Source organism: Streptomyces sp. NPDC006140 (assembly GCF_040628815.1).
Classification (GTDB): domain Bacteria; phylum Actinomycetota; class Actinomycetes; order Streptomycetales; family Streptomycetaceae; genus Streptomyces.
This window is the reverse complement of record NZ_JBEXTS010000004.1, coordinates 44,500-61,203: the sequence shown is the minus strand read 5'-3', so window position 1 is coordinate 61,203 and position 16,704 is coordinate 44,500. Positions and strand designations below refer to the sequence as shown.

Sequence of the window (16,704 nt, the reverse complement as noted above, 5' to 3'; positions counted from 1 at the left end):
GGTGTGACTTGATGGAACCCGGAGGGATCCCAGGAGACCGAAGGGGCAGACGAGAACCATGGCCAAACAGAACGTCGCGGAACAGTTCGTCGACATCCTCACCCGCGCCGGCGTCAAACGCCTCTACGGCGTCGTCGGCGACAGCCTCAACCCCGTCGTCGACGCCGTCCGCCGCAACTCCGCCATCGACTGGATCCACGTCCGGCACGAGGAGACCGCCGCCTTCGCCGCCAGCGCCGAGGCCCAGATCACCGGCGGCCTCGCCGCCTGCGCCGGCTCCTGCGGCCCCGGCAACCTCCATCTCATCAACGGCCTCTACGACGCCCACCGCTCCATGGCCCCGGTCCTCGCCCTCGCCTCGCACATCCCCTCCAGCGAGATCGGCCTCGGCTACTTCCAGGAGACCCACCCCGACCGGCTGTTCGCCGAGTGCAGCCACTACAGCGAGATGATCTCCAGCCCGGAGCAGATGCCGCGGCTGCTGCAGACGGCCATCCAGAACGCCGTCGGCCGCAGCGGCGTCAGCGTCGTCACCCTGCCCGGTGACATCGCCGACCGGCCCGCCCCGGAGCAGGCAGCCGAGACCGCCCTCGTCACCTCCCGGCCGACCGTCCGCCCCGGCGACGCAGAGATCGACCGGCTCGTCGAGATGATCGACGAGGCCGGCAAGGTCACCCTCTTCTGCGGCAGCGGCACGGCCGGCGCGCACGCCGAGGTCATGGAGTTCGCCGCGAAGATCAAGTCCCCGGTCGGGCACGCGCTGCGCGGCAAGGAGTGGATCCAGTACGACAACCCCTTCGACGTCGGGATGAGCGGACTGCTCGGCTACGGCGCCGCGTACGAGGCCACCCACGAGTGCGACCTGCTGATCCTGCTCGGCACCGACTTCCCGTACAACGCCTTCCTCCCCGACGACGTGAAGATCGTCCAGGTCGACATCCGGCCCGAACACCTGGGCCGCCGCTCGAAACTGGACCTCGCGGTGTGGGGCGACGTACGGGAGACGCTGCGCTGCCTGATCCCGCGCGTCCAGGAGAAGAAGAACCGGCGCTTCCTCGACCGGATGCTGAAGAAGCACGCGGACGCGCTGGAGGGGGTGGTGAAGGCGTACACCCGCAAGGTCGACAAGCACGTGCCGATCCACCCCGAGTACGTGGCGTCCGTGCTCGACGAAGTCGCCTCCGACGACGCCGTGTTCACCGTCGACACCGGCATGTGCAACGTCTGGGCCGCCCGCTACATCTCACCCAACGGCCGCCGCCGCGTCATCGGCTCCTTCTCCCACGGCTCGATGGCCAACGCGCTGCCCATGGCGATCGGCGCGCAGTTCACCGACCGAGAACGGCAGGTCGTGTCGATGTCCGGCGACGGCGGCTTCTCCATGTTGATGGGCGACTTCCTGACGCTCGTGCAGTACGACCTCCCGGTCAAGGTTGTCCTCTTCAACAACTCCTCCCTCGGCATGGTCGAGTTGGAGATGCTGGTCGCCGGGCTCCCGTCCTACGGCACCGCCAACAAGAACCCCGACTTCGCCGCCGTCGCCCGCGCCTGCGGCGCCTACGGCGTACGCGTCGAGAAGCCCAAGGACCTCGCCGGTGCGCTGAAGGACGCCTTCACACACAAGGGCCCGGCCCTCGTCGACGTCGTCACCGACCCCAACGCCCTGTCCATCCCGCCGAAGATCAAGGCCGAGATGGTGACCGGGTTCGCCCTGTCCGCCTCCAAGATCGTCCTGGACGGCGGCGTGGGCCGCATGCTCCAGATGGCCCGCTCCAACCTGCGCAACGTGCCGCGGCCTTAGGAGCGTCGCGGTCCCGCAGGCGGTGGGCCAGCCTGCGGCCCCAGTTCTGGCCCGGCGCCTCGACGTACCGGTGGGTCAGCACGCACAGGGGCAGCAGGACGGCGAAGAACGCCACCAGCAGTGCGAGCTGGTCCGGCCGGCGGCGGCCGACCGTGCCGTCGATCACCGCCAGCAGCACCGGGTGCACCAGATAGACCGAGTAGCTGATCGTTCCCAGGCCGGTCAGCACCCGCGGGATCCGCCGGCGGCGCGCGGCCAGCCCGGCGCCGAAGGTGAGCACGGCCGGCAGGAACGCCGTGATCCAGCCGCGCCGCGTGAAGTGGTCGCCGTCGCCGTACCGGTAGGCACTCGCCACGGCACACGCGACCACCACGAGGGCGGCGCCCGCCGCACGCCGCCAGGTGATCTGACCGTGCTCGGCACGGTGCACGGCGGTGCCGAGGAACATCACGGCGAGGATCACCAGACCCTCCCACAGCGGGATCGTGCCGTTGAACGGGACCAGGACCAGCGCCGGCACCCCGCCCAGCACGCCCCCGAACGCCCGCAGCACGGGAGACCTGGAACTCGCGCAGCCGATGGCGACCACCATGGCGACCGACGCGCACGCGATCAGCGGGCCGGTGCCGGCCCTGCCGGACAGAGCGGAGGCCGGCGGCACCGCTCCCACCGCCACGCTCACCGCGGCGAGCACGGCCAGGACGACGGCGGCGGACGCGGACCCGCGATGCCGACGGACCGTGAACAGGGCGACGACCAGCAGGTAGAAGCACATCTCGTACGAGAGGGTCCACAGGACGAGCAGCACACTGGGCGTCCCCAGCAGCTCCTGCAGCAGCGTGACATGGGCGACGGCCACCGCGGCCGCGCTCTGCCCGCCGAGGTCACGCCCCTCCGCGAGGCCCAGGAGAACGACGGCGAGGTACACGGTGACGACGGCCGCCCACAGCGGGTACACCCGGAAGACCCGTCCGATCCAGAACGTCCGGACGCAGCCCCGGCGTTCCAGCGACGCGGGGATGATGTAGCCGCTCACCAGGAAGAACACCATGATGCCGTAGCGACTGGTGTTGAACTGCGGCATCAGCTCCCGCCGGAAGTCCGCCAGGAAGGTGTACGCCGAGTGGTCGAACACCACGACGAGCGCCGCGAGGCCGCGCAGCGCGTCCAGCCAGCCCAGCCGCGCCGGACCGGCGGTGGCGATGGTCATGCGGCTAGTCCTTCGGCAGCTCGACCCGCACCGGAACGCAGGGCTCGGCCTCGGCCCTGGTCCGGTAGAACTCGACCGCGCGCGGTCGGGATTCGCCCCTGATGTTCTCGAAGGCCAGGACGTTGCCCCGACGCAAGGTGACGTCCCAGCGCGCCTTCAGGGGGATGAGGACAACGCGGTTGCCCTGCTCGTCGACTGCCGGGATCCCCGTGACGTTGCTGCGCTCGCAGACGTGGCCGGAGGGGAGCACGTCGACCGTCACGTGAACGCCCCACGCGCGCACCTTCCGCGCGAGTTCCCGCTGGGCCTCGACACTCATGTCCTGGTCCCTGACGGTGAGCCTGACGCTGCCGTCGCCGCGGGGTGCCACCGCGTACGCCGTCGACTCGGCCGGCGAGCCGGGCACGGCCACCGTGGCGAGCCAGGCCGCCGCACAGGCCAGCGCGACGACGGCGATCCGGCGCGGGGCGAACCCGGGCCGCCGGGAAACTCCCGCCCCGCCCCGCCCGGTTCCGGCCCCGCGCTGCTCGATCTCCCGCTTCAGCCCGTCCAGCAGCCGGTCCTCGAACGTCGTCCTCGTGCTCATGCTTCTCCCCTTGCGACGCGCAGCAGCGATGGGTCCGGCGCCTCCGGCCCCGTGGGACGTGCCGGTACGGCCGGAGGGGGCGTCTCGGCTGCCCGGGCGGCGGACTCCTCCCGCAGCGCCTTGCGCGCCCGGTGCAACCGGACCCGGGCGGTGACCTGGCGGATGCCCAGCGCGGCCGCCGCTTCGGTGACCGTCAGCTGGTCCACCGCGATCAGTTCCATGACGGCCCGCTCGCCCTCGGGGAGTCTCGCCAGGGCGGCCAGCGCGCGCCGCCCCGGGCTCTCCGCGTCGAGTCTGTCCTCGATGCGGGTGATGTCGTCCGGCTCCAGCAACCGCCGCCCGGTGATGCGCAGATCGCGCTCGGTCTCCCGGGCGACCCGGCGGCGCTCCGACGACACGACGTTGCGTGCGATGCCGTACAGCCAGGCGGTCTCGCTGCCGAGGCGCGGCCGGTAGGTGTGGGCCGAGTCGAGGACGGCGAGGAAGATCTCGGCCGTCAGGTCGGCCGCCGTGTGCGGATCGTCCACCCGCCGGGCCACGAAACGCATCACCGCGTCAACGTGGCGCCGGTAGAACTCCTCGAAGAGCCGCGGGTCCCGCACCGCCGCGGCGGGCCCGCCCCGTAACCGTTCCGCGTCATCCACAGGTGTCACCTTGTCGTCGAAGGCACGTCACCTGTTCTTGGAACGAGGCGCGGAAAGCGTTACAGGGGAGACAGCGGAGGCGGTCAGCTGTACGGCGTCCACTGGCGCGCGGACGTGTCGTACATGTAGCGGGGCAGGCCCTCGATGCCGCTGGTGCGGAACGGGCGGCCGTCGTCGTCGATGCGGACCGTGCCCCGGCGGCCCTGGGAGGACCAGTCCAGCTCCAGGTACCAGCGGCAGTCGCAGCCTGCCGTCCGGGCGGTGACCAGCAGCACCTCCGGGTCCTGCGCCGAGACGCGGTACGGCATGCGCACGGCCGGGATCGGCGTGCCGGCGTCGCTGCCGGGGACCGCGTGGGCGAGGGGACGGTCCTTGTCCAGGTCCACGGCGAAGTGGCGCGGGGTGACGGAGCCGCCGCAGCCCTGGTCCATGGCGTAGGCGTTGCCCTGGACGGGTGCCGAGCGCCCCACCACGCGCACGCGCAGCGCGTGCAGCACCACGGCCGTGTCCGACCGCCCCTGCACCGACAGTTCGACGAGCGTCTCACCACCGTGCACCGCGCCGTGGGCCGCCGCCCAGGCGCCGGCGTCCTGCGGGGGCGGGGGCGGGGCTACCCGGCTCGGCGGCCTGGCGACGACGTAGTCGTGACCGCAGCCGAGCTTCCAGGCCTGGGAGTCGGCGGACCAGGTGAGGGGCGGGCCGGAGGGCGCCTTGCCGGTGGGCGGGGTGGTGCGGGAGGAGGGGGCGGGGGAGGGCTCCTTCTTCTTGGGGGTGGCGGACGGTGAAGGCCGTTCCGTGGTGGACGAGTTGTCCGGCGTGGGCGAGGCGGTGCGGCGGTCCGCTGCCCCGGCCTCCGGCGTGCCGGTCGCGGACGGGCCGACGGCACGGGCACGGTCGTCGGCGGGTGTCCGGCGGCCGTCCGGCAGCGCGGAGAGGCTGCCGAGGGCCGCGAGCAACGCGCAGGCGGCCGCCAGCCCGACCGCGATGCGTCTGCGGCGGTACCAGGGGCGACGGGGGAGCGGGGTCTCGCCGGAGGGGCCCGTCTCCTGCCCGAGCGCGGTGTCACCCGCCGTGCCTGTCGTGCCGGTCGGGGCTTCCTCCTCCGCCTCGGCGGCGCTCACGCCCTCCTCGGCCGTGCCCGCCGTGTCCGCCGTGCCCGTCGCGCTTGCCGTGCGGGGCCGTTGCCGCGCTGCCACCGCCAGGAGCCAGCGGCGGTGGAGGTCCAGGCGTTCCTCGGGGGACGCCCCGCAGAGGGCCGCGAAACGCTCCACGGGGGCGAAGTCGAGCGGGACCGCATCGCCCGCGCAGTAGCGGTGCAGGGTCGAGGTGTTCATGGCCAGACGGCGGGCCAGCGAGCCGTAACTGCGGTCCGTGCGCTCCTTCAGCGCCCGCAACCGCGCCGCGAACTCCCCGACGTCGTCGACCTCGTCGTGTGCCGGCACCGTTCCCCCGTCCTCGTGTGGTCCCCCCGCCCGGGACGGCATCCCAGGCACCCATGTACCTGCACGTCAGAGGGGCTGGGATGGTTCCACCCCGCCGGACCGGGCGCCGGCTGTTGCGCACGCCTGCCGTGACGGCTGATGCTTCTGGTGCCGCGCCGACCAGGCCGGACGACCACCGGCGTCGCCGCGGCATCCGGTATCCACGCACTCACCCACGGGGGAACACTCATGTCCATGCGCATCCGAGCAGGCGCGCTCACCGCACTCGCCGTCGCCGCCCTCACGGCCGGCACGATGTTCACGGCACCGGCGGCCGGTGCCGCACCGAAGGCCGCCTCGCCCACGTTCCTGTCGGCGTCCGAGCTGCCGCCGCACCCCACCTCGGCCTGGACGGCCGGCCCGGTCACCGAGGGGTTCCCGGAGGGACTCGGCTGCGTCGACACGGAGGGCGTGACCTCCTACGACTACCGGCACCGGGAGTTCCGGACCGACCTGGAGACCAGCGCCGTGCAGCTGACCGTCGTGGCGGACACGCCCGCCCTGGCCAAGGCCCTGGCGAAGCACTACGACGACCTGATCCGCACCTGCGCCGACCGCATCGAGAAGAACGACCCGGACGTCGTCGAGGCCGAGGGCCGCGACTACGGGTCGCTGCCCGTCGAGGAGGGCGCGCGCGTCCGCGGCCTCCACACCGAGACGTCCTGGGGCGCCACCGACATCTCGCTGCTGTCCGTCGGACGGGACGGCAGGACCGTCACCGTCGTGTCGTGGGGCCAGATGGGCGACTTCGACGACGCTCCCGTGGCGGCCTTCAAGAAGACGACGACCACCGCCGTCAACAAGCTGTACTGACCGCGCGTCCGCCGGAAGACCGGGGCCGTCCTCCCGCCACGGGGGTGGGGGAGGGCGGCCCCGTCCTGCTCATGACGGCCTTGCGGACCGTCGTACTTCGGCCAACTTCACCGCGGCACCGCGCACTCCGCCCCGCCGCCCCAGCCCTTCACCGCGTACGCAGGGATCGGCAGTCGGCCGTCGGCCCATCGTCCGATCTCCGGCGGTCAGGATCCGCCGCACGGCACCCACCGGCTACCCTCTTGTCCCCCTCCTCCGTGCCGTCGTCCTGCTCAAGGGCCTTCCGCCCGGCCCGTCGGCCCCGTTCCCGTGGCCGAACACCTGGTCGTTGACAATTCGACATGACTGTCGCGTGTCCGATGGGGCATGGATCCCCGTGAACGTGTTCGAGCAGGAGGGGAACCGACATCGGCGCGCGGGCGGGGGTCATGGAGAGGCAGGCACGAGGAGGCGGTCCCGTAGCGATAGGGGCCTTCTCGGCGAAAACGGTGGAGGACAGGGCCGACGACGTCACGGAGCAGGTGCCGGCGCCACAGCTGAGGCGCAGACTCGGGCGGGCGGACCTCAGGGCCGTACCGGAAGCCCGCAGGGCCCTGCGGGAGTTGCTCCGGCAGTGGGGCAGGCCCGGGCGATCCGATCTTCCCGACATAGCGGAACTGCTCACCAGCGAACTCGTCACCAACGCGATCGTCCACACCGACCACGACGCGGTCCTGACGGCCACCGTCGGCCCCCGCGGACTGCGCGTGGAGGTGCGGGACTTCGTGGCCCGCAGACCCCGGCTGCGCCTGCCGGTCACCGACGACGGCACGAACGGCCGGGGCCTGTTCCTCGTGCAGTCCCTCGCGGACGCCTGGGGGGTCAGGGCCCACGGGGTGGGCAAGGCCGTCTGGTTCGAGCTGGCGGCCGAGGCGGCGTGAACACCGAAGGGGGCGCGGCCCGCAGGCCACGCCCCCTCCGCTTCCGCTGCGGCTCGCTCAGCCGAACTGCTGCTCCAGGTCCTTGAGCTTGCGCTCCAGGGAGTCGAGGCGCGGCAGCGCCATGGTGTCGTCCTCCGCGGTGAGGTCGACGGTCACCGGGTCAGCTCCGTGGCGAACGGGCTGCAGGGAGGGACGCGAGCGGACGGGCAGTTGTTCCGGCGCGGATATGGCAGGCTCCGCGGAGACCTGCGAGGAGCCGCGCTCCACCTGCACCTCCAGCTGCCGGCCGCCGCCGCGGCCGAGGTAGCCGCGGTGACCGCGGCTGATCGCCTTCAGCTGGGCCCGCTCCACGCGCTGCTGGTCGCGGCGGCGCTGCCGGTCCGCGTCCTTCTTGCGCTTGTCCTCGCGGACCTCGTCGACCGCCTCGTCGAGGCTGCGCACACCCTCCAGCAGCATCAGCGACCAGGCCTTGTACGTCTCGCGGGGGGCCCGCAGCCAGCGCACGATACGGATCTGCGGCAGCGGGCGCGGCACCAGGCCCTGCTCGCGCAGGGCGGCCCGGCGGGTCTGCTTCAGCGCGCGGTCGAACAGGACCGCCGCGGAGAGGGACATGCCGGCGAAGAAGTGGGGGGCGCCGTCGTGGCCGACGCCCCTGGGTGCGTGCACCCAGTTGAACCAGGCCGCGGCGAGCGCGAACGTCCAGACCAGTATCCGGGAGCCGAGCGCGGCGTCACCATGGCTGGCCTCGCGCACCGCGAGCACGGAGCAGAACATCGCCGCGCCGTCCAGGCCGAACGGGACGAGGTACTGCCAGCCGCCGGACAGGCCGAGGTTCTGCTCGCCGAAGCCGACCAGGCCGTGGAAGGAGAGGGCGGCGGCGACGGCCGCGCAGCAGAACAGGAGGACGTAGGAAACGGTGCCGTAAAGGGCCTCTTTGCGTCTGCGGCGTTCCTCGCTGCGCTCCCAGGAATCGTCCGCGCTCGTGTCCTTGACCGAGGAGCGCTTGCCGCGCGCGAGCACCGCCACCGCCGCCAGCATGCCCAGGAGAAGCACGGCGCCCGGAAGCAGCCAGTTCAGCGATATGTCGGTCAGTCTCATCTGGGTGGTCCCTTGCATTGGGATAGGGCGTAACGCCCGCCATAGTGGCCCAATCCCACCGGCCCTCAGGGGGTTTCGGGGCAAGAGGCCGCCAAGGAAGTGCAAGGGAATGCCCAGGGCGGCGTTCTGCTCGAACTGCCGCTTGAGGGGCGGGAGTTGAGTTCGAGCAAGAGTACCCGTACGGGTGGTTCTCCGGAAAGTTCCCGTGACGCGTGAGGAAGTTGTGAATCGCCTGTGGGCGTGTGGGTGTCCGGTTCCGTGATGATCCTACGGGACGCCGGGAGGCGCGTTGTCCGACAGAGTGTCAACTGGCCGTGGCCAGGAGCTTGGTGACCCGGTCCGCGTCACAGGTGCGCGGGCAGGTGGCGCAGGTGTCCTCCGGGCGCAGGGTGTAGAACATGCAGCAGCTCGCGCGGTCCCGGGTGCGCAGGGGTTCCCCGCCCGGGCCGGTCAGCTCCCGGAACGCGGCCGTGCCGACGTACGGCTTCGTCGCGCCCGGCAGGAGCAGCTCCAGCTCCCGCATGGCGCGCCGCTCCTCGATCCCGCCGAGCAGCTGGGCGACGTACCACAGGCCCTCGACGATCTCGTCGGTCGCCATGCCCCACAGGGCCCGGCCGCGGCGCCGCATTCTTGGGCCGAAACCCGTCAGGACCGGCTCCAGGTGCTCGGCGACCGCCGACCGCACCTCGGCCCGCAGCGCCTCCTCGTCCGGGACGACCCGGGCGCCGGGCAGCGCGGCGGCCTCGTCGTCGGGCAGGCAGGCGAAACCGGTCGGCCGGACCGCCATGCGGCCGAGGGCGTGGCCGGGGGCCGTGCGGTCGTACGAGACGTGCGTCACGGGGTAGCGCGGGACCCTGCGGTGCAGGAACCAGGGCGCGGTGATCAGGAGGCAGGCGGGCCAGGCGTAGCGGTGCAGGCCGAAGCTGGCGACGACGTCGGGGCGGGCCCGCTGGTCGTAGTCCCGTTCGATCTGGGCGTCGTCCCAGGCCAGGTACGCGTCCAGGGCGGGGCCGGCGGCCGCGAGGTCGGCGGCCGTGACCCAGCCGCCGCCGCGCGGGGTCTCCTCTTCGGGGGTCAGTTCGGTGACGGCGAGCCCCGGGAGGATCTCGGCCAGGCGGGCGTAGGCGCCGGAGACGGCCGAACGGGGCACGGGCATGCGATCACCGATCCACGTCTGTTGAGGGGCGTTTGGAGGTAAGCCTTACCTTACCCAAGATCGCTGGGATTTGAACTGACGGTCGGTGCGCTTATGGTGCTTGACGGGCGAGTAACAAGCCGCCGTAATGACGCCAAGTACTGATACGTCCGGAGGAGGACCCTTGAAGCAGGGCGCGCAGGGCTCCGCCGGGACGGGGGTTCCACGAGGTGCCGGGGCGGGTGCCGGTGCCGGGGCGGGTGTGCCGGCCGGGCAGGCCCGGGTGCCGGAGCAGGCGGGGGCCGTGCGGGGGGAGCACACGCACAGCGAGCCGTCCGCGCCGTGCGCGCCGCGGGTCCGGGCCGTCGTCCAGCGGGCCTCCGTGCGCGGGCAGATCGTGGACGCGCTGCGGGCCGCGCTGGTGGCGGGGGATCTCAAGCCCGGGGAGGTGTACTCGGCGCCGGTGCTGGGCGAGCGGTTCGGGGTCTCGGCGACGCCCGTACGGGAGGCGATGCAGCAGCTGGCCCTGGAGGGGGCCGTCGAGGTCGTGCCGAACCGTGGGTTCCGGGTGGTCGAGCGGGGGGCGCGGGAGCTGGCGGAACTGGCCGAGGTGCGGGCGTTAATCGAGGTCCCGGTGATGCTGCGGCTGGCCCGTACGGTCCCCGCCGAGCGCTGGGCCGAGCTGCGCCCCCTCGCCGAGGCGACGGTCCGCGCGGCGTCCACCGGCTGCCGGGCCACGTACGCGGAGACCGACCGGAGGTTCCACCGGGCCGTGCTGTCCCTCTCCGGGAACGAGCAGCTGGTCCAGATCGCGGAGGATCTGCACCGCAGGGCGCAGTGGCCGCTGGTCGGGGGTGGGCCGGGAGCGCGGGGGCGGGCGGACCTGGTGGCGGACGCGCATGAGCACACGGCGTTGCTGGACGCGTTGATCGCCCGGGATCTGGAGGTGGTGCGGGTGCTGGTGGGGGAGCACTTCGCGGGGGCGGCGGGCGGCTGAGCGGGGCCCTGCCTCGGGCCGTCGGGTAGCTGAGCGGGGCGCTGCCTCAGGCCGTCGGGTCCCACAGTCCGCCGGCCTCGCCGCGGGCGAGGTGCTCGGCGTAGACGCCGACCTTCCAGGCGATGAGCGAGCGGCACTCCTCCAGCGCCTGGATCTGCACCTCGACGCGCCGTTGATGGGCGTCGAGGAGCCGCAGCCGTTCGGCTTCGTTGCCGGGGCCCTGCCGCACCAACTCGGCGAACCGCTTGAGGTCGGCCAGCGGCATCCCGGATTCCCGCAGCTTGACGCAGATCAGGAGCCATTCGACATCGGCCGCCGTATATCGCCGTCGGCCGCCCGCGGTGCGCCGGACCGGCCCGACCAGCAGGCCCTCGCGCTCGTAGAAGCGCAGCGCGTGCACGCTGAGTCCGGTGCGCTCGGCCACTTCGCCGATGCTCAGTGACTCCGCACGGGATTCGGTGGTCGCCATGCCGCCAGCCTAGGACTTGATCTAGACCTCGCTCCAGCTTCTAGCGTCGTCGGCATGACCATCTCTGATCAGCAGCCGTTCGACTCGCCCTTCTCGGCCGCCGGCACCGCCGAGGACGTCCTGGCCGGCTTCGACCTCTCGGGCAGGACCGCCCTCGTGACCGGGGGGTATTCCGGACTCGGCCTGGAAACCGCCCGGGGCCTCGCGGCCGCCGGGGCCCGGGTCATCGTTCCGGCACGTCGGCTCGGCGTCGCCCGCGCCGCTCTCGCGGATGTGGACGGTTGTGACGTCATCCCCATGGACCTGGCGGACCTCGACAGCGTGCGCGCCGCCGCCGTACAGCTCAACAACTCCCTCGACAGGCTCGACCTCCTCATGGCCGTCGCCGGCGTCATGGCCACCCCTGAGCGACGCGTGGGACCCGGCTGGGAAAGCCAGCTCGCCGTCAACCACTTCGGACACTTCGCCCTCGCCTGCGAGCTCTACCCGCTGCTGGCCGCCGCCGGCGGTGCGCGCGTCGTCGTCAACAGCTCCGCCGGGCACGCCCTGACCGACATCCGCTGGCACGACCCGCACTTCCGCACCGGCTACGACAAGTGGCTGGCCTACGGCCAGGCCAAGACCGCCAACGCGCTGTTCGCCGTGCAGCTCGACGCCCTCGGCCGCACTGACGGCGTCCGGGCGTTCGCCCTCCACCCGGGCAAGATCATCACCGGCCTCCAGCGGGAGATGACGCTCCAGGAGCAGATCGAACGCGGGTGGGTGGACGAGCACGGCGACGTCATCGGCGCCGGCTTCAAGACACCGTCCCAAGGCGCCGCCACCGGCCTGTGGGCCGCCACGTCTCCCCTCCTCGACGGCCGCGGCGGGCTCTACCTCGAGGACTGCGACGTCGCACGCGTCTCCGCCCCCGGCGCGCCCATGGACGACGGCGGAGTGCGCGCCTACGCCATCGACTCCGGCGCAGCGGAACGGTTGTGGGACCTGTCCGTCGCGGCGACCGGCGCCGTCCCGGTCCCGCGATGATGGTCCGCTGCCCGGCGGACGACGACCAGCTCGCCCCGACCCGGCTCGGCAACGCGATCCGCCGCTACGCCGTCGCCGCCCCCGCCGCCGGAGGCATCGGGGTCAACTGCCGGGCCAGCCACGTGGGCACGCCTCCGAGCAGCCGGAACAGCCGGCGTGCCTCCTCCCGCAGCCGGGACGCCTCCGGTTCCGTCTCCGTGTCGGCCAGGGAGACCAGCGCCGGGGCCGTGCCCACCAGGTAGCCCAGCTCCTCCCGGATCCGCAGGGACTCGGTGAAGCCGTGCCGTGCCTCCGCCAACTCCCCGTCCCGGAGGGCGAGTCCCGCCAGGTGCCGCCATGTGAAAGAGAGCAGCAGCGGGTCGGCGTGGGCCGTCGCCCCGGCGTGGGCGCGGCGGTATGCGGCGCGCGCGGCCTGGGGCGAGCGCGTCAGGTTCTCCGCCAGGAGGCCGCGCCGGAAGTCCAGCAGGGCACGGGCCGGAGCCCCCGGAGGGATGAGCGCCGCCGCCCGGCCCAGCGCCGCCCGCGCCTCGTCGGCACGGTCGCGCACCGCCAGCAGCGTCGCCGCGTAGGCCAAGTACCCGCGTTCACAAGCGGCCGCGCCCCGCTCGTCGTCGCTGTGCGCCAGCGCCTCGGCCGTGCGCAGCGCGTCCTCGGTCTCCTCCCAGCCCTGCTCGGTGTAGAGACACCGTTCCACCAGCAGCGCGGCGCGTTGCAGCGCCGCCGCGGGGGTGTCCGGCAGCAGCAGGGCGGCCGCGTCGGACCAGCACCCGCGCGAGCGCAGCCGCCATACCGCGGTCTGGAGGGGATCGTCACCGGCGGTCGTTCCGTTACCAGACATGGCGGTATGCGCCACGTTGCCCTCCCCGAGCACGCCATCGAGCTGTTGAGTGGTGGCGGCATCTCAGCATGAATCGGCGGGCCGGGCCAAGAGGCTGGGTGAAGGATTTCACAAAGTCGTGGGACTCCGGGGCGCCCCGTGTTCGGGCCGGGACACCCCGGGTCTCAGCTCATCCGCAGGGCCAGGAAGAAGTCCAGCTTGTCCTCCAGCCGCGACAGGTCACGGCCCGTCAACTGCTCGATCCGGCCCACCCGGTAGCGCAGCGTGTTGACGTGCAGGTGGAGGCGGGTGGCGCAGCGGGTCCAGGAGCCGTCGCAGTCGAGGAAGGCCTCCAGGGTGGGGATGAGCTCGGCCCGGTGGCGGCGGTCGTAGTCCCGCAGGGGGTCGAGCAGCCTCGCCGTGAAGGCGCGGCGGACGTCGTCGGGGACGAAGGGGAGCAGCAGGACGTGGGAGGCCAGTTCCTGGTGGCCCGCCGCGCAGACCCGGCCCGGCCTGGCCGCGGCGACGCGGCGGGCGTGCCGGGCCTCCTCCAGGGCGCCGCGCAGGCCCTCGGCCGAGTGGACGGCCGCGCTGACGCCGAGGGTGAGGCGGCCGTCGCCGTCGAGGCCGGCCGTGAGGGGGGCCCGTACGGACTCCAGGAGCGCGTCCGCGAGGACGCCGGTCTCCGAGCCGTCGTGCTCCGCGGAGACGGCGGGCAGGGGGACCAGGGCGACGGCCTCGTCGCCGGTGTGGGCGACCGCGATGCGGTCGGAGTGCTCCGGCCCGGCGGACCGGGGGTCGACCAGGATCTCCTCCAGCAGGGCCTGGGCGACCGGGCCGCCCTCGATGTCGCCGCCGTCCCAGTCGACGCGGGCCACGACCACCTGCCAGTGCGGCGCCGCGCCGAGGCCGGGCAGCAGGACGGGGGCGGCCACGCGCAGGCGCGCGGCGATCTCGGCGGGGGCCGCGCCCGCCTGGACGAGTTCCAGGACCTCCTGGGCGAGGCGGCGGCGGACCGTGCGGGCCGCGTCCCGGCGGTCCCGCTCGACGGCGATCAGCTGGGTGACGCCGTGCAGCAGGTCGAGGCGCTCCTCGGCCCAGTCGCCGGCGTCCGCCTCGACGGCGAGCAGCCAGTCGGAGAGGACGGTCTCGCGGGTGTCCCGGGGCGTCTGTGGGGAGCGGCCGGTCGAGCGGACCGGGAAGAGCGAGTAGGTGGTGGCGCCCAGGATGACGCGGTGGGGGCCGCGGCGGCCCGTGCGGGTGGCGGTCAGGTGTTCCGCCGCGAGTCTGCCGCAGGCCTCGGGGGGCAGGGCCGGGCCCGATGTCTTCGGGCCCGCGATCAGGCGGCCGGTGGGGGAGAGGACCCAGGCGCGCAGGTCCAGGTCCGAGCCCAGGAGGTCCAGCACCACGTCGGGGCCGCCGCCCGCCGGGCCCGAGGTCATCATCCGGCGGTGCCGGTCGACCACCGCCGCGAGGTCTCCGGCGCGCTCGCCGGAGACCTGCCGTACGACGTGCTCGGTGATCGTCGCGAAGGCCACCGACTCGTGCACCGCGAAGAGCGGGAGGCGGTGGCGGGCACAGGCCGCGACCAGGTCGTCGGGCACGTCGCCGAGTTCCGCCTCGCCCGCGGCGAGGGCCGCCACCCCCGCCTGCACCAGGATGCGGACGAACGGCTCCGAGTCCGCGGCGTCCCGGCGCCAGGCCAGGCCGGTGAGCACCAGCTCGCCGCCCGAGAGGTAGCGGCTGGGGTCGCGCAGGTCGGTGGTCATCACACCGCGCACGGCGCGATCCAGTTCGTCCTCGCCGCCGAGCAGCTTGAGGCCCAGCGCGTCCGTGTCCAGCAGTGCGCGCAGCCGCATTCTCGTCGCCGCCGTTCTTTGTCTCGAAATCTATGGTGGATCTTGGTGGGGCGCGGGGTGAACGCCTGTTCGGGGGGCTGGTGAGCGAGGCTCGCCGTCCCCGGGATGTGTCCCGGCTGTGTCCCAGGTCACGCGGCTGTGTCGCGCGTTTCCACAGGAAAACGAGGAGGTTTCCGATGGCCTCCGTTCATACGAATCTACAAGATGCCTCTCCTGGCCAGCCAACTCCTTCATGGTTTCCGTGACTGACCCGGCGGAGCACGGCGCTGTGTACTGAGTCCATTACGCGTGAACAGCACATGAACGAGCCGGGACCGCCGCACACGGATTGGCTCAATCTGAACGCCCCACGAGAAGACGAAGAAGAGAGCCGGTCATGGACTTCCTTCGCCCCGCCAGCTGGGAGGAGGCGCTCGCCGCGAAGGCCGAGCACCCCGCAGCTGTGCCGATTGCGGGTGGCACCGACGTGATGGTCGAGATCAACTTCGACCACCGCCGGCCCGAGTACCTCATGGACCTGAACCGCATCGGCGACCTCTCCGAGTGGGAGGTCGGCGAGGAGAGCGTGCGGCTGGGTGCCTCCGTGCCCTACACGAAGATCATGGAGAACCTCCGCGCCGAGCTGCCGGGGCTCGCCCTCGCCTCGCACACGGTCGCCTCCCCGCAGATCCGCAACCGCGGCGGCGTCGGCGGCAACCTCGGCACCGCCTCCCCGGCGGGCGACGCCCACCCCGCCCTGCTCGCCGCGGGCGCCGAGGTGGAGGTCGAGTCGGTGCGCGGCTCGCGCCGCATCCCGATCGACGCGTTCTACACGGGTGTGAAGCGCAACGCGCTGGAGCCCGACGAGCTGATCCGGGCCGTGCACGTGAAGAAGGCCGACGGGCCGCAGCAGTTCTCCAAGGTGGGCACCCGGAACGCGATGGTGATCGCCGTGTGTGCCTTCGGGCTCGCCCTGCACCCGGAGTCGCGGACCGTGCGGACCGGGATCGGTTCCGCCGCCCCGACACCCGTCCGGGCCAAGGCCGCCGAGGAGTTCCTGAACGCCGCGCTGGAGGAGGGCGGCTTCTGGGAAAACGGGAAGATCATCACCCCGTCGGTCGCCAAGCAGTTCGCGGACCTGTGCTCCGCCGCCTGCAACCCGATCGACGACGTCCGGGGCACCGCGAGCTACCGCCGCCACGCGGTCGGCGTCATGGCCCGCCGCACGCTGACCTGGACCTGGGAGTCCTACCGCGGCGCCCGCCGCACCACCGAGGGAGCTGCCTGATGCGCGTCAACTTCACGGTCAACGGCCGTCCGCAGGAAGCCGACGACGTGTGGGAGGGCGAGTCCCTGCTGTACGTGCTGCGCGAGCGGCTCGGGCTGCCGGGTTCCAAGAACGCCTGCGAGCAGGGCGAGTGCGGCTCGTGCACGGTCCGCCTGGACGGTGTGCCGGTGTGCTCGTGCCTGGTCGCGGCCGGGCAGGTGGAGGGCCGCGAGGTCGTCACCGTCGAGGGCCTCGCCGACTACGCCAGGCAGCGCGCCGAGGGCGGCTGCGCGTCCGGCGCCTGCGGTACGTCCCTGCAGAACGCGCAGCAGTGGGAAGCCAAGAGCACCGACTCCCAGACCGGCGAGGGCACCGAGCTGTCCCCGATCCAGCAGGCGTTCATCGACGCCGGCGCCGTCCAGTGCGGCTTCTGCACACCCGGCCTGCTGGTCGCCGCCGACGAGATGCTGGAGCGCAACCCCAACCCGACCGACGCGGACATCCGCGAGGCCCTCTCGGGCAACCTGTGCCGCTGCACCGGCTACGAGAAGATCATGGACGCGGTCCGCCTGGCGGCCGCCCGGCAGGGAGAGGCGGTCTGA

Annotated in this window: 16 protein-coding genes; 7 read left to right on the top strand and 9 right to left on the bottom strand. The window is 72.8% G+C overall.

All coding sequences use genetic code 11. The features are described from left to right. Positions 1-58 precede the first annotated feature (58 nt). Positions 59-1,801, top strand: coding sequence for a pyruvate dehydrogenase (locus ABZ386_RS13110; RefSeq protein ID WP_358964748.1), 1,743 nt, complete (start codon positions 59-61; stop codon positions 1,799-1,801). Here ABZ386_RS13110 and ABZ386_RS13105 read toward each other — a convergent pair. From ABZ386_RS13105 to ABZ386_RS13090, 4 genes are all read right to left on the bottom strand, one after another. After that, positions 1,683-3,011 carry an acyltransferase gene (locus tag ABZ386_RS13105; protein ID WP_358964747.1) on the bottom strand — a complete coding sequence of 443 codons (1,329 nt, stop codon included), beginning with the start codon at positions 3,009-3,011 and terminating at the stop codon, positions 1,683-1,685. The two genes, ABZ386_RS13110 and ABZ386_RS13105, sit on opposite strands and share 119 nt — an antisense overlap. 4 nt (positions 3,012-3,015) lie before the next feature. After that, positions 3,016-3,597, bottom strand: coding sequence for a hypothetical protein (locus tag ABZ386_RS13100; RefSeq protein WP_358964746.1), 582 nt, complete (start codon positions 3,595-3,597; stop codon positions 3,016-3,018). Then, complete coding sequence (locus ABZ386_RS13095) at positions 3,594-4,241, bottom strand: sigma-70 family RNA polymerase sigma factor (RefSeq protein WP_351335096.1); 648 nt, start codon at positions 4,239-4,241, stop codon at positions 3,594-3,596. Before ABZ386_RS13095 ends, ABZ386_RS13100 begins: the two co-directional genes overlap by 4 nt. An 83-nt stretch (positions 4,242-4,324) precedes the next feature. After that, the gene (locus tag ABZ386_RS13090; RefSeq protein WP_358964745.1) at positions 4,325-5,683 is read right to left on the bottom strand and encodes a helix-turn-helix domain-containing protein; all 1,359 of its coding nucleotides are present in this window, start codon (positions 5,681-5,683) and stop codon (positions 4,325-4,327) included. A 228-nt stretch (positions 5,684-5,911) separates the two neighbouring features. On the opposite strand from ABZ386_RS13090, the gene ABZ386_RS13085 reads away from it, so the two are divergent. Then, entirely contained in the window at positions 5,912-6,535 is a 624-nt protein-coding gene (locus ABZ386_RS13085) for a hypothetical protein (protein ID WP_355720784.1), read from the top strand. 488 nt (positions 6,536-7,023) lie between these two features. Beyond that, positions 7,024-7,455, top strand: coding sequence for an ATP-binding protein (locus ABZ386_RS13080; protein ID WP_355720781.1), 432 nt, complete (start codon positions 7,024-7,026; stop codon positions 7,453-7,455). A gap of 57 nt (positions 7,456-7,512) precedes the next feature. Here the strand turns inward: ABZ386_RS13080 and ABZ386_RS13075 are convergent, their stop codons facing one another. Beyond that, positions 7,513-8,553, bottom strand: coding sequence for a DUF2637 domain-containing protein (locus ABZ386_RS13075; RefSeq protein WP_351335105.1), 1,041 nt, complete (start codon positions 8,551-8,553; stop codon positions 7,513-7,515). 304 nt (positions 8,554-8,857) lie between these two features. Further along, on the bottom strand, positions 8,858-9,709 hold the full coding sequence (locus ABZ386_RS13070; protein ID WP_355720777.1) for a (2Fe-2S)-binding protein: 852 nt from the start codon (positions 9,707-9,709) through the stop codon (positions 8,858-8,860). 163 nt (positions 9,710-9,872) lie between these two features. On the opposite strand from ABZ386_RS13070, the gene ABZ386_RS13065 reads away from it, so the two are divergent. Beyond that, entirely contained in the window at positions 9,873-10,685 is an 813-nt protein-coding gene (locus tag ABZ386_RS13065) for a GntR family transcriptional regulator (protein ID WP_351335110.1), read from the top strand. Positions 10,686-10,731: 46 nt separating this feature from the next. Here ABZ386_RS13065 and ABZ386_RS13060 read toward each other — a convergent pair whose 3' ends face one another. Further along, the gene (locus ABZ386_RS13060; protein WP_351335113.1) at positions 10,732-11,154 is read right to left on the bottom strand and encodes a MerR family transcriptional regulator; all 423 of its coding nucleotides are present in this window, start codon (positions 11,152-11,154) and stop codon (positions 10,732-10,734) included. Positions 11,155-11,208: 54 nt separating this feature from the next. Between ABZ386_RS13060 and ABZ386_RS13055 the strand changes: the two genes are divergently transcribed. Further along, positions 11,209-12,180: an SDR family NAD(P)-dependent oxidoreductase gene (locus ABZ386_RS13055; protein ID WP_358964744.1), complete on the top strand. Its 972-nt coding sequence runs from the start codon at positions 11,209-11,211 to the stop codon at positions 12,178-12,180. Positions 12,181-12,244: 64 nt separating this feature from the next. Here the strand turns inward: ABZ386_RS13055 and ABZ386_RS13050 are convergent, their stop codons facing one another. Then, positions 12,245-13,033, bottom strand: a complete 789-nt coding sequence (locus tag ABZ386_RS13050) for a hypothetical protein (RefSeq protein WP_114257689.1) — start codon at positions 13,031-13,033, stop codon at positions 12,245-12,247. A gap of 149 nt (positions 13,034-13,182) precedes the next feature. Continuing rightward, the gene (locus ABZ386_RS13045) at positions 13,183-14,856 is read right to left on the bottom strand and encodes a PucR family transcriptional regulator ligand-binding domain-containing protein (RefSeq protein ID WP_358964743.1); all 1,674 of its coding nucleotides are present in this window, start codon (positions 14,854-14,856) and stop codon (positions 13,183-13,185) included. A gap of 376 nt (positions 14,857-15,232) precedes the next feature. On the opposite strand from ABZ386_RS13045, the gene ABZ386_RS13040 reads away from it, so the two are divergent. Together ABZ386_RS13040 and ABZ386_RS13035 are read left to right on the top strand one after the other, a co-directional pair. Beyond that, the gene (locus ABZ386_RS13040; RefSeq protein ID WP_356669904.1) at positions 15,233-16,123 is read left to right on the top strand and encodes a xanthine dehydrogenase family protein subunit M; all 891 of its coding nucleotides are present in this window, start codon (positions 15,233-15,235) and stop codon (positions 16,121-16,123) included. After that, positions 16,123-16,704 (top strand): (2Fe-2S)-binding protein, encoded by a 582-nt coding sequence (locus tag ABZ386_RS13035; RefSeq protein WP_351335121.1) that lies wholly within the window; start codon positions 16,123-16,125, stop codon positions 16,702-16,704. The genes ABZ386_RS13040 and ABZ386_RS13035 overlap by 1 nt, the downstream gene beginning before the upstream one ends.

What these genes read in the sequence shown, in the direction of transcription:
- ABZ386_RS13035 (WP_351335121.1), top strand. Translation starts at nt 16,123, where the DNA reads ATGCGCGTCAACTTCACGGTCAACGGCCGTCCGCAGGAAGCCGACGAC.
- ABZ386_RS13085 (WP_355720784.1), top strand. Translation starts at nt 5,912, where the DNA reads ATGTCCATGCGCATCCGAGCAGGCGCGCTCACCGCACTCGCCGTCGCC.
- ABZ386_RS13070 (WP_355720777.1), bottom strand. Translation starts at nt 9,709, where the DNA reads ATGCCCGTGCCCCGTTCGGCCGTCTCCGGCGCCTACGCCCGCCTGGCC.
- ABZ386_RS13055 (WP_358964744.1), top strand. Translation starts at nt 11,209, where the DNA reads ATGACCATCTCTGATCAGCAGCCGTTCGACTCGCCCTTCTCGGCCGCC.
- ABZ386_RS13040 (WP_356669904.1), top strand. Translation starts at nt 15,233, where the DNA reads ATGGACTTCCTTCGCCCCGCCAGCTGGGAGGAGGCGCTCGCCGCGAAG.
- ABZ386_RS13105 (WP_358964747.1), bottom strand. Translation starts at nt 3,011, where the DNA reads ATGACCATCGCCACCGCCGGTCCGGCGCGGCTGGGCTGGCTGGACGCG.
- ABZ386_RS13075 (WP_351335105.1), bottom strand. Translation starts at nt 8,553, where the DNA reads ATGAGACTGACCGACATATCGCTGAACTGGCTGCTTCCGGGCGCCGTG.
- ABZ386_RS13060 (WP_351335113.1), bottom strand. Translation starts at nt 11,154, where the DNA reads ATGGCGACCACCGAATCCCGTGCGGAGTCACTGAGCATCGGCGAAGTG.
- ABZ386_RS13110 (WP_358964748.1), top strand. Translation starts at nt 59, where the DNA reads ATGGCCAAACAGAACGTCGCGGAACAGTTCGTCGACATCCTCACCCGC.
- ABZ386_RS13045 (WP_358964743.1), bottom strand. Translation starts at nt 14,856, where the DNA reads ATGCGGCTGCGCGCACTGCTGGACACGGACGCGCTGGGCCTCAAGCTG.
- ABZ386_RS13100 (WP_358964746.1), bottom strand. Translation starts at nt 3,597, where the DNA reads ATGAGCACGAGGACGACGTTCGAGGACCGGCTGCTGGACGGGCTGAAG.